An 11,538-nucleotide genomic window follows, 5' to 3' on the forward strand; every position below is an offset into this window, starting at 1 on the left:
TTTGTTATCTGTTTTGAGTCTCTTTTGTCCACTGCAATCCCCGCAAATGCTAATGCAATTAATAAAGCTAATAAAAACGTCACGTTAAAGTCACTTTTTGATCTTTTAGATCAGGTTAAGTTATCTGACAAAGCGCGTATTAGAAACCGCTTATTGGGCGTTAAAAAAATAACTGACCAAAGTAAGCAAGAGAAATCCTTGCAGCAAATAGCTAAGTCGATCGAGCAATCGATAGCCAATAAGCAACTTCGCCTGGCTAATTTACCTAAAGTAAGTTACCCAGAAGGCTTGCCGGTTTCACAAAATGTTGATGTTATTGCCAAAGCTATTGCTGAAAACCAAGTGGTGATTATTGCGGGTGAAACTGGCTCAGGTAAAACGACTCAAATTCCAAAAATATGTTTACAGCTTGGCCGCGGTATCGACGGTATTATTGGTCATACACAGCCGCGCCGAATTGCAGCAAGAACGGTAGCAAACCGAATTGCAGATGAGCTAAACACCAAGTTAGGCGACGCGGTAGGTTATAAAGTTCGCTTTAACGACCAAGTGGGTGAACAAAGTTATATTAAACTAATGACCGACGGTATTTTGCTTGCTGAAATGCAAAAAGATCGCTTGTTACGCCAATACGACACGTTAATTATTGATGAAGCGCATGAGCGTAGTTTAAATATTGATTTTATTCTCGGTTATTTACGCCAAATATTGCCTAAACGCCCAGATCTAAAAGTTATTATTACCTCGGCGACGATTGACCCTGAAAAATTTGCTCAACATTTTGCCAGTGCCACCGGTGTTCCTGCGCCAATTATTGAAGTGTCTGGCAGAACATTCCCGGTTGAAATGCGCTATCGTCCACTGAATGAACTAAACGAAGACAGTGACAGTGATGCAGATATTATTTCCGGCATTCTTAATGCCGTTGATGAGCTTAGTTCGGAAAACCGTGGTTCAGAAAGTGATGGCGATATATTGGTTTTTCTTAACGGTGAACGAGAAATTAGAGATACCGCACGAGCATTAGAAAAAGCTAATTTACGCCATACCAATGTGTTGCCGTTATATTCTCGATTAACGGTTGCCGAACAAAACTTAATATTTAAACCACATAGCGGCCGTAACATAGTTTTAGCCACTAACGTTGCCGAAACAAGTTTGACGGTGCCCGGTATTAAATACGTTATCGACCCAGGCACAGCAAGGATTTCGCGCTACAGTTATCGCACTAAAGTACAACGTTTGCCTATTGAAGCCATTTCACAAGCCAGTGCAAATCAGCGAGCCGGTCGTTGTGGTCGTGTGTCTTCAGGTGTTTGTATTCGCCTTTATGCAGAAGATGACTTTTTAAATCGTCCTGAATTTACCGACCCTGAAATACTTCGTACAAACCTAGCGACCGTTATATTGCAAATGCTAGCCTTAGACTTAGGCGAAATTGCCGACTTTCCGTTTGTACAGCCACCAGATAACCGTAATATTAATGACGGTGTAAAATTATTAGAAGAGCTAGCCGCAATTGATGCCGATTCAACTCGGGTTAAGTTAACACCAATAGGACGCTCGTTATCTAAATTTCCTATTGACCCGCGTTTAGCCAAAATGATTTTAACCGCAGCAGATTTAGGCTGTATTGAACAAATATTTATTATTGTTAGTGCTTTAAGTATTCAAGACCCACGTGAACGTCCGCATGAAAAACAACAAGCAGCAGATGAAAAACATGGTCGATTTAAAAACAAACAATCAGACTTTGTTGGTTTATTAAAACTGTGGAGCTATGTTGAAGAACAGCAGAAGCTTTTAACAAATAATCAATTTCGCCGCTTGTGTCAGAAAGAGTTTTTGTCGTATGTGCGTATTCGTGAATGGCAGGATATTTATAGCCAGTTAACGCATTCGTTGCGAGAGTTAAAAATTCCGATGAGCCGTATCGAATTGGACTTATCAGAAGAAGCTGAAAAAAATGCCACTAATTCGAATTTAGATATTGTGCATCAAGCTATTTTGTCAGGTTTGTTGAGCCATTTAGGTCAGCAAGATGAAAATAGAGAGTACAAAGGCGCTCGCGGCAGTAAGTTTTTTATCTTCCCAGGCTCAGCCCTCGCTAAAAAATCGCCTAAATGGTTAATGGCAGCAGAGTTAGTTGAAACTAGCCGTTTATTTGCTCGTATGGCCGCTAAAATTGACCCGCTATGGCTTGAGCCATTAGCACCACACCTAGTTAAACGCAGCTACAGCGAGCCACACTGGGAGAAGAAGCAGGGCGCTGTAATGGCGTTTGAACAAGTAACACTCTACGGCCTGATTATTGTAGGTAAGCGCAGTGTTAACTTTAATAAAATTGAACCTGACACTTGTCGTGAAATATTTATCCGTGAAGCTTTAGTTAACGGCGAAAGTACGATTAAAGAAGCATTTTTAAAAGAAAATCGCCAACTGGTTGATGAAATTGAAGTCTTAGAACAAAAAGCTCGACGCAAAGATTTCTTGATTGAAGAACAGCAGTTAGTTGACTTCTATAATGAAAAATTGCCTGAAACTGCTATTTGTCAGCGCAGCTTTTTAGCTTGGTGGAAAAAGCAAAAACAATCTGATGCTAAGCTATTAAACTTTACCAAAGCCTTTTTGTTAAAAGAAAGCGCGGTTAAATTATCGGCTAATGAATATCCTGAGACTTGGCAACAAGGCAGTTTAACACTACCGCTTAGTTATCATTTTAGCCCAGGTGATGCAGATGACGGTATTAGCGTCATGATACCCGTAGGTATTTTAAACCAAGTAGAAAACACCGGTTTTGATTGGTTGATTCCTGCTTTGCGACTTGAGCTAATTACGGCACTGATCAGAAGCTTACCTAAGTCATTAAGACGTAACTTTGTACCCGCGCCAAACTATGCTGAAGCCTGTTTAGCGGCAATATCTAACACCGACATAACGTTAGCCGCTGCGCTTGAAAAACAGTTATTAAGAATGACGGGAGTGCGGTTACCTGAAGATGCTTGGCAAGGCGCAGAGCTTGTGCCGCATTTATTAATGAATTTTAAAATTGTTAATGAGCATGGCAAGTTACTTAAAGAAGGGCGTAACCTTGATGAGTTAAAAGATAGCTTGCAAGGCAGGGTACAAGCGTCGATTAAAAAGGTGGCTGATAAAGGCATTGAGCGCAGCGATATTGCGCAATGGGATTTTAAAAACTTACCCAAAAGCTACGAGAAGAAAGTCGCGAATATCACTATAAAGGCCTTTCCTGCGTTAGTTGATAAAAATAAGTCAGTTGCAATTGAGCTCTTTGAGCATGAGAGCTTAGCTGAACAAGCCATGCTTGATGGTGTTAGCCGACTTATATTATTGAACATACCTTCACCACTAAAATATTTGCAGGAGAAGTTACCTAATAAAGCTAAATTAGGGCTGTATTTCAATCCTTTTGGCTCTATAAACGATTTACTGGATGACTGTATTGTTGCGGGCTGCCAATTTTTAGTCAACGAATACGGTGATTTACCGCGCGCTCAAGCTGAGTTTGATGCTTGCAAAGAATATGTTCGTGCCGAAATTGCTGATTGTGTATTAAGTGCCGCGATTAAAGTCGAACGCGTATTAAGTTTAGCGCATGATGTACGTAAAAAAATGAAAGGTAAAATGTCGTTAAATGTAGTGCAGTCGCAAGGCGATATTAAAAGCCAGTTAGAGACTCTAGTTTTTAAAGGCTTTATTACTAAAGCAGGATATCAACGTTTAGATGATATTGCTCGGTACTTAACCGCTATGCTACGACGTTTAGAGAAATTACAAATAGACCCAAATCAAGACCGATTGAAAATGATAGAGGTTGAAAAAGTACAAAAAGCGTTAGATGCTGTTGTTGCTCAACAACCCAAAGGACAGCCTTTAAGTAAAGCATTAGTGCAGGGATACTGGATGATTGAAGAGTTGCGAGTATCACTTTTCGCGCAAAACTTGAAAACACCGTTTCCAATCTCAGCTAAGCGGGTATTGAACTACCTAAAAGAAAATGCATAATTTCAAGGCACAATGATTTGACAGTGATGGTCACGATTAGTATAAGTAATACAAACTATAATAAAACATTGGAGTAGTAATGGTTAATTACGATGACAAGCGCAACTTTTATCGCATGATGTTAAACAGTGAAGTAACCGTGACCATTATTGACGATGAAGCTAATAGTAAAGTTTCAGCTACGTGTCGTGACTTAAGTGCGACAGGGATCGCGATTGAAATGGAGCACCCAATAGAAATGAATACAGCGGTGCGTATCAGTGTTCAGTCGGCTAACAGTGCTGTGCAACCATTAGATGCAAAAGGCAAAGTGGTTAGAGTAACTGAAGAGAGCGCAAACTGTTATTTGATTGGCGTTAATATCACTGAAATTGATTAAGTCATTATTGATTAATTTTTCATGAGTGATGTGACATAGCTGTAGCTAGCAACATAAACTAGCTACAACTGAAATTTATACCAGTAAGCTATTCAACTTGGCAAACCAGGCCTTTTAGGTAATAACCTTCTGGGTAATTAGACGACACTGGATGATCGGCAGCTTGATGCAGTCTATCAACAAAATATGCATTTCTTTTCGCATCTAATGCCGCATCGGCAACCACTTTTTGAAATAAGTTAGATTCCATCAAACCAGAGCAAGAAAAAGTTAACAATATGCCATTGGGCTTAAGTAACTGCATTGCTAACATGTTGATATCTTTATAACCACGACAAGCACCCGTGAGTTGAGCTTTTGATTCAACAAACTTAGGTGGGTCGAGAATGATCATATCAAATGTGCGTTTTTCTTCACGGTACTGACGTAATAATTTAAAAACATCTGCTTTAACGAATGAAATATCTTTATCACTTAAGTTATTAAGTTCAACGTTTTTCTTTGCTAGGTCAAGTGCCGATTCTGAAACATCAACATTAATGACTTCTTTAGCACCACCTGCTGCACAATGCAGGGCAAACGTACCCGTATATGAGAAGCAGTTTAATACCGACTTATCTTTGGCATATTTACCAGCGGCAAGTCTAGATTCACGTTGATCTAAATAAAAGCCAGTTTTGTGGCCTTGGGCAACATCAACATGAATTTTAATGCCGTGTTCTTCAATAATACATTCGGTTGATTCTTGTGGCTCTGTTAACCAGCCTGTTACGGGTTCTAAGCCTTCTTTTTTACGTACGTCAACATCTGAGCGCTCATAGATATGACAACCCGGGTAGAGCGCTTTAAGACACTCAACTAAGGTATAGCGGTGAAAGTCTGCTCCGGCGCTAAGTAATTGGCAAACAATAAAGTCGTCGTATTTATCTATAGTAATACCGGGGAGGCCGTCAGACTCGCCTGCAATGAGTCTATAACCCGTTAAGCCGCCTTTTTCGATGAACCAATCGCGTCTTTTTTGAGCGCTTAACAATTTATTACGAAAAAAATTGCTATCAATTTCTTCATCAATATCAAAACTCCAAACACGAATTCTAATTTGAGATTCAGGGGAATAAGCGCCTTTAGCAAGCCAATTACCTTTATTATCAAAGACATCGACTGTATCACCAAGTAAAGGGTTACCTTTAATTTTGTTGATTGCTTGTGAAAAAATCCAAGGATGTTTCCTGCGTAATGATTTCTCACGAGCAACTTTTAAATAAATTCTTGCTGACATAGGCCTATACTTATAATTAACAATAATAATTGCGCGAGTTTAGTCAATGCAAGACTAGGGTGCAATGTTCTATTTTAACTATTTTTCATTTCAGCATTCGGATGGGAATGAAAGTTAAAAATAACAATAACAAGAAACGCATATTAAGGTGGAATATTATGAATGTAAGTTACATGGCGCATGTCAGCGGCAGGGTTCAAGGCGTTTATTTTCGGGCTTCTAGCCAGCAAATTGCCATTGAGTATAGCTTAAGCGGATATGCGCGTAATTTAACTAACGGTGGTGTTGAAGTACTGATGTGTGGTGAAGAGAAAAACATAGAAAAAATGATAAAGTGGCTCGAGCAAGGCCCTCCTGAAGCGGAGGTTGATAATATTGACGTGCAAAAAGTGCCATGGCAAGAGCATCACTTTTTTGCGATTAGCTAAGTATAATATCAATTGTAGTAAATTTTATCTCATTGGTATTTAAAGCTAAATAAGGCAAAATACCCATTGAAACATCAGTATATAAAAAGGAAGTAAATTGCGTTATATAGCTATTAATGAACAACAGCAGTTAAGTTTTGATGAAGTTGAAAAGCCAGTAATAGGTGACGACGAATGTCTCATCAAAGTCAGGGCTATTGGGGTTAATCGCGCTGATATTTTACAAAAGCAAGGCAGTTATCCACCACCGCCAGGCGAGTCTACTATTCTTGGTATTGAAGCTTGTGGTGAGTTAGTCGCTATTGGCGAGCAACAATCTAGCTGGAGTATTGGCGACAAGGTTTTCGCTATTGTTCCCGGCGGCGCTTACGCACAATACGTTAAAGTGAAAACCGCTCACTTAATAAAACTGCCTGAAAATTTTACTTATGCTCAAGGCGCGGCAATGGCGGAAGTTTTTTTAACCGCTTATCAATGTTTATTTACTATCGCTAACTTACAACCCAAAGCGAAAGTGCTGATCCATGCAGGGGCCAGTGGCGTAGGTACTGCGGCTATTCAGCTCGCAAAATACTTAAATTGCACCGTTACCGTTACAGTTGGCAATGAAGATAAAGCAGATGCCTGTAAAGCATTAGGTGCTGATGACGCGATAAATTATCAACAAACTGATTTTGTTGATTGGGCAAAACAAAAAGCGCAGAACTTTGATGTTATTTTAGATGTGGTTGCGGGTGAGTATGTAAATAAAAATATTAGCGTGTGTGCCTTAGATGGTCATATCGTTATGCTTTCAATGCTTGGCGGCCGTTTTGCAGAAAATATCGATGTGGCTAAAATGCTCGTCAAACGAGTCAATATTCACGCTACTACATTACGTAGTCGAAGTAATGATTATAAAACCAAACTAATTAACGCCTTTATTGATGATTTTTATCAATGCCTTGAAATAGGTTCAATCAGTCCGGTTATTTATAAACAATATAGTTGGCAAGAAGTAGAAGTTGCTCATCATGTTATGTTAAATAATGAAAATATTGGTAAAATAGTATTAACCATCGACGAACAGTGTTAACGCGGATTATCGACGGTAAACTTGGTGTCTAATTCTCTCACTTTAACATTAACTCCGGCTGCAATTAAGTTCTGAAAAAAGTCATATATTTGGCAACTGGACACCTGTTTACAAATAATTTCATATTTTAAAATAGCGGTTTTATGGCTTTGTAATGAAGCCTGATTCAGCCAATAAAGTGCTTTATTAAGATCTTTCTCTATGTATTGACCATTGATATACATTTCAGCTAGGTTTAGTTGCCCTTTGGCGAAACCAAAGTTTGCTGATTTAGTAAATAACTCAAATGCTTGTTGTAAGTTAGTTTCACTGAAACGCTCATTAAGAAAAGCTTCACCTGATAAATTATCTCTTCGCCCAGGTACAAAATTACTACTGCGAAGCTTTCTTTGCGCAGGGCTTACATGCTGCCCTAAAAGTTTATCGCGCACTGGGCGCATGGCCTGATAAATAGCACCGGTATTTAATTTTTGTTGAATTTGTTGGTGCTTATAATCAAAGCGTTTAGCTTCGAAATAGTCTACATAAGTTAATTGACCATAGTAAATACTATTAATGGCTGCATGGTGGCTGGGATAATAAAAACCGCCATAAGTTAAAGTAATAATATCACCAGTTATATCAACTACCTTGGCAAGGCGATATTTTTCATTAGGTCTTAATTTGTCGCTCAGAAGTCGAAAATCAAGAAAATAAATATCATTAATTTTTGGTGTCGCTATTATTTCAAGGGTTTGTTGTTTTTCCTGATAGGATTTATAAACGACATAGTAGCTGTAATAGGCTATACATAATAATACAGGGATTAATAAGGATTTTTTTGTAAAAATAAGCTGTTGAAACAAGGTTAAAAAAGTTGATGCCGAAAGTCGCTTATCTTCCTGTTCAATACTATTCTTTAACGCATTTACTTTAACCATGTTATATCCTTATAAATTTTAATTGCTCTGGTATAGCTCCATTGGCAAGCCACATTTTTGCTAAAAAAAGTATACTTTTTGTTCGTGAACTCAATAACCTTAACACCTTTAAGTTTAATATTAAAATTACTCAAATGATGGCTACATTAACTATGCCACTACAATAATTCAATTGAATCAACTGCAAAGGCTATGTGCCGTAACCAAGAGTCTCAAGAGCTTGGTTTTATAGGGGAGTTAGGAAGCGAAAAATTGCAATTTGGCCAGCGTCCGATAAGGCTAAAACGAATTTATGTGAGTTTCGCTTCTTTCTAAAGTTTTCAGAAGTAGGGGGAGTTAGAACAAATATCTAGCGGCGTGATATATCGCATTTTACATGGTTTTGCTTCTGATATAAGTATTTAACCTACATATTTAAAGCGCTTAATTAACTTTCCATCTCTTTCAATGGTTTCATCAAACATCGTCAGTGGCCTAACCCAAATTGCTCGTTCACCGTATTCAGGTTGATAAACAACCATCGCTTCTTCTGTTTCGCTGTGTGTTGCTAAATGTAATACTTGGTAAAAGTTACCTTTAAAATGTTGATACCGTCCGATCTTAAGCATGTATATCTCAATATTGTTAGCTTGTTAGTTTGTTAGTTATTTTTTTCGACCATTGCTGTGAAATCTCATCATCACTGGCTTTGGCGTCTAACCATTTACTGCCTTGCGTGGTCAGCTCTTTTTTCCAAAACGGTGCTTTAGTTTTCAAAAAGTCGATAAGAAATTCGCAAGCAGCAAAGGCGGCTTTACGATGTGGACTGGTTACACCAATAAAAACAATTTGTTCACCAAGTTTTAAGTCGCCAACGCGATGAATAATAGTTACTTTATTCAATGGCCAATGTTCGCGAGCTTCAGTCTCTAGGTTACTCAATACTTTTTCTGTCATGCCAGGGTAGTGTTCTAAAGATAAGCCTTGGACACCCAACCCCTCGTTAAAATCCCTGACTTTACCGACAAAAGTGACTACAGCACCATCTTGGTTGTCAGTGGCGAGTTTTTGATATTCATCGGCAACGACAAAATCGTTCTGTTGTACGTAAATCATATTAGCCGCCGGTAACTGGAGGAAAAAAGGCAACTTCGTCACCCTCATTAACGTTATGTGACCAGTCAGTGATCTGCTGGTTAACGGCAACAAGTAAGCTATCAGCGGTCATAACCTCAGCCCATAAATCGTCGGTGTTAGCGAGTTGCTGACGAATATGCTCTGTGGTCATATCTTCTGATATCGAAATTTGTAAACTGTCTGTTGATAATTGTTCGCGTAGGCGAGCAAAAAACAATACGTTTATCATTATTAGCTCCATTAATTCGTTGTAGGCTGGTGAAAGTAACTGCCCGATTTTCCACCTTGTTTTTCACATAAATGGATATTAGTAATTATCATATCTTTTTGTACGGCTTTACACATGTCGTAAATGGTAAGGGCTGCTGTTGAAGCGGCAGTTAATGCTTCCATTTCAACACCGGTTTTACCTGAAAGTTTACAAAGTGCGGTAATTTTAACGCGATTTTGTATAGGCTCAGCCACTATATCGACTTCGATTTTTGTCAGCATAAGCGGATGACAAAGGGGAATTAGTTCACTGGTTTTTTTTGCTGCCATGATGCCGGCAATTCTTGCAGTAGCAAAAACATCACCTTTGTGGTGCTTACCTTCAACAATCATCGCTAAAGTTTGCGCTGACATTTCAATATAAGCTTGAGCAATGGCAGTACGCTCAGTAACTTTTTTTTCGGTAACGTCTACCATGTGGGCATCGCCATCGGCATTAATGTGAGTAAATTCGTTGCTCATCAAAAAATAATCTCTTCATAGTTAGCTATTCAGCTTTTTGTAAATACACCGTTTATATTACATTATCTTAGCGCTGACTTAGAGACTATTTAGAGATTTAAATTAAGATATATATTCGATTTTTATTTTAAGGCGATCAGAAAGATATTTTTAGAAGTAGAATGAGCTTGTGAAGTTGAAGTGCTAAAAGAGTAGGTATAAAGCTATAGTGTGTTTAAAAGGATTTTTTAAGGTGAATTTAAAGTGGTATGCTAATTTTTTAGAGAAGTATATAAGAATATAAATTGGTTGCGGAAGCAGAATTGAACCTACGACTTTCGGCTATTTATAAAGAGTAGCCCGAAGAGGTTGAGTTTTGAAGTTGTTTTATTCATTCTAAAAGAATTGGTTGCGGGAGCAGGATTTGAACCTACGACCTTCGGGTTATGAGCCCGACGAGCTACCAGACTGCTCCATCCCGCGTCCGAATGGCCTAAATTAATAGGCAAGCCAAGTTGTTTTAATTCAAACTTAAGAATTTATTGTGGAAGTAGGGTTTGAATCTACGACCTTTGGCTATTACTTTAAAAACAGCCCGACGAGGTTGAACTTTTAGACTGCTCCATCCCGCGTCCGAATGGCCTAAATTAATAGGCAAGCCAAGTTGTTTTAATTCAAACTTAAGAATTGGTTGCGGGAGCAGGATTTGAACCTACGACCTTCGGGTTATGAGCCCGACGAGCTACCAGACTGCTCCATCCCGCGTCCGATTAGTTTGTTTTGATTCTAACTTAAGAATTGGTTGTGGAAGTAGGGTTTGAATCTACGACCTTCGGCTAATTATAAAAAGCAGCCCGACGAGGTTGAACTTTTAGACTGCTCCATCCCGCGTCCGAATGGTCTAATTAAATTAGACAAGCCAAGTTGTTTTAATTCAAACTTAAGAATTGGTTGCGGGAGCAGGATTTGAACCTACGACCTTCGGGTTATGAGCCCGACGAGCTACCAGACTGCTCCATCCCGCGTCCGAAATATCTAAATAAACTAGATAGACCAAGTTGTTTTAATTCAAACTTAAGAATTTATTGTGGAAGTAGGGTTTGAATCTACGACCTTTGGCTATTACTTTAAAAACAGCCCGACGAGGTTGAACTTTTAGACTGTTCCATCCCGCGTCCGAATGGTCTAATAAATTAGACAAGCCAAGTTGTTTTAATTCAAACTTAAGAATTGGTTGCGGGAGCAGGATTTGAACCTACGACCTTCGGGTTATGAGCCCGACGAGCTACCAGACTGCTCCATCCCGCGTCCGATTAGTTTGTTTTAATTCTAACTTAAAGAATGCTTCTAAGGTGCAATAACTTGCCTCTTCAAAGCGAGGCGTATAATAAGGATACATCATCTGATTTGCAACCTGTTTTAAGTTTATTTTAGCTATTAATTTGATTTATTTTCTACTTGTTGTTTTTTTACTCTTGAATGACTCGGAATTCAGGCAATTAGCTAGAATTTGACAAAATTCAAAATAAAACGGCATAACTTAATAGATAGTTGGCGCTAATTTGTAAAATGCCTATAAGTAGAACGTGTCTTTGTTTATAATC

Annotated in this window: 10 protein-coding genes and 4 tRNA genes; 4 read left to right on the forward strand and 10 right to left on the reverse strand. The window is 38.7% G+C overall.

The annotated features are described in order from the left end of the window. The first annotated feature begins 24 nt into the window (after positions 1-24). Both hrpA and A3Q33_RS15280 read left to right on the forward strand, forming a co-directional pair. Positions 25-4,026 carry an ATP-dependent RNA helicase HrpA gene (gene hrpA, locus A3Q33_RS15275; RefSeq protein ID WP_502687193.1) on the forward strand — a complete coding sequence of 1,334 codons (4,002 nt, stop codon included), beginning with the start codon at positions 25-27 and terminating at the stop codon, positions 4,024-4,026. A gap of 79 nt (positions 4,027-4,105) precedes the next feature. After that, on the forward strand, positions 4,106-4,405 hold the full coding sequence (locus tag A3Q33_RS15280) for a PilZ domain-containing protein (RefSeq protein WP_081180689.1): 300 nt from the start codon (positions 4,106-4,108) through the stop codon (positions 4,403-4,405). A gap of 88 nt (positions 4,406-4,493) precedes the next feature. Here the strand turns inward: A3Q33_RS15280 and A3Q33_RS15285 are convergent, their stop codons facing one another. Continuing rightward, the gene (locus A3Q33_RS15285; protein ID WP_081180690.1) at positions 4,494-5,684 is read right to left on the reverse strand and encodes a class I SAM-dependent methyltransferase; all 1,191 of its coding nucleotides are present in this window, start codon (positions 5,682-5,684) and stop codon (positions 4,494-4,496) included. 158 nt (positions 5,685-5,842) lie between these two features. Between A3Q33_RS15285 and A3Q33_RS15290 the strand changes: the two genes are divergently transcribed. Then, the gene (locus A3Q33_RS15290; RefSeq protein ID WP_081180691.1) at positions 5,843-6,112 is read left to right on the forward strand and encodes an acylphosphatase; all 270 of its coding nucleotides are present in this window, start codon (positions 5,843-5,845) and stop codon (positions 6,110-6,112) included. 97 nt (positions 6,113-6,209) lie between these two features. Further along, complete coding sequence (locus tag A3Q33_RS15295) at positions 6,210-7,187, forward strand: NAD(P)H-quinone oxidoreductase (protein ID WP_081180692.1); 978 nt, start codon at positions 6,210-6,212, stop codon at positions 7,185-7,187. Here A3Q33_RS15295 and A3Q33_RS15300 read toward each other — a convergent pair. The 9 genes from A3Q33_RS15300 to A3Q33_RS15340 all read right to left on the reverse strand — a co-directional run bounded on the left by A3Q33_RS15300 (position 7,184) and on the right by A3Q33_RS15340 (position 11,242). Beyond that, positions 7,184-8,107 carry a tetratricopeptide repeat protein gene (locus tag A3Q33_RS15300; protein WP_081180693.1) on the reverse strand — a complete coding sequence of 308 codons (924 nt, stop codon included), beginning with the start codon at positions 8,105-8,107 and terminating at the stop codon, positions 7,184-7,186. The two genes, A3Q33_RS15295 and A3Q33_RS15300, sit on opposite strands and share 4 nt — an antisense overlap. 401 nt (positions 8,108-8,508) lie before the next feature. Beyond that, a complete protein-coding gene (locus A3Q33_RS15305) occupies positions 8,509-8,715 on the reverse strand; it encodes a DUF1653 domain-containing protein (RefSeq protein WP_081180694.1) in 207 nt (68 codons plus the stop codon). Between the two features lie 16 nt (positions 8,716-8,731). Next, on the reverse strand, positions 8,732-9,202 hold the full coding sequence (gene moaE / locus A3Q33_RS15310; protein WP_081180695.1) for a molybdopterin synthase catalytic subunit MoaE: 471 nt from the start codon (positions 9,200-9,202) through the stop codon (positions 8,732-8,734). A 1-nt stretch (position 9,203) separates the two neighbouring features. Further along, positions 9,204-9,452 carry a molybdopterin converting factor subunit 1 gene (moaD, locus tag A3Q33_RS15315; protein ID WP_081180696.1) on the reverse strand — a complete coding sequence of 83 codons (249 nt, stop codon included), beginning with the start codon at positions 9,450-9,452 and terminating at the stop codon, positions 9,204-9,206. Positions 9,453-9,463: 11 nt separating this feature from the next. Next, entirely contained in the window at positions 9,464-9,955 is a 492-nt protein-coding gene (gene moaC, locus A3Q33_RS15320) for a cyclic pyranopterin monophosphate synthase MoaC (protein WP_081180697.1), read from the reverse strand. Between the two features lie 385 nt (positions 9,956-10,340). Continuing rightward, positions 10,341-10,417, reverse strand: a tRNA-Met gene (locus A3Q33_RS15325). A gap of 205 nt (positions 10,418-10,622) precedes the next feature. Continuing rightward, positions 10,623-10,699 (reverse strand) — tRNA-Met (locus A3Q33_RS15330). 183 nt (positions 10,700-10,882) lie between these two features. Next, positions 10,883-10,959 (reverse strand) — tRNA-Met (locus A3Q33_RS15335). 206 nt (positions 10,960-11,165) lie between these two features. Further along, positions 11,166-11,242: transfer RNA gene (locus A3Q33_RS15340), tRNA-Met, on the reverse strand. Positions 11,243-11,538 lie beyond the last annotated feature (296 nt).

The organism is Colwellia sp. PAMC 21821 (assembly GCF_002077175.1).
Lineage (GTDB): Bacteria > Pseudomonadota > Gammaproteobacteria > Enterobacterales > Alteromonadaceae > Cognaticolwellia.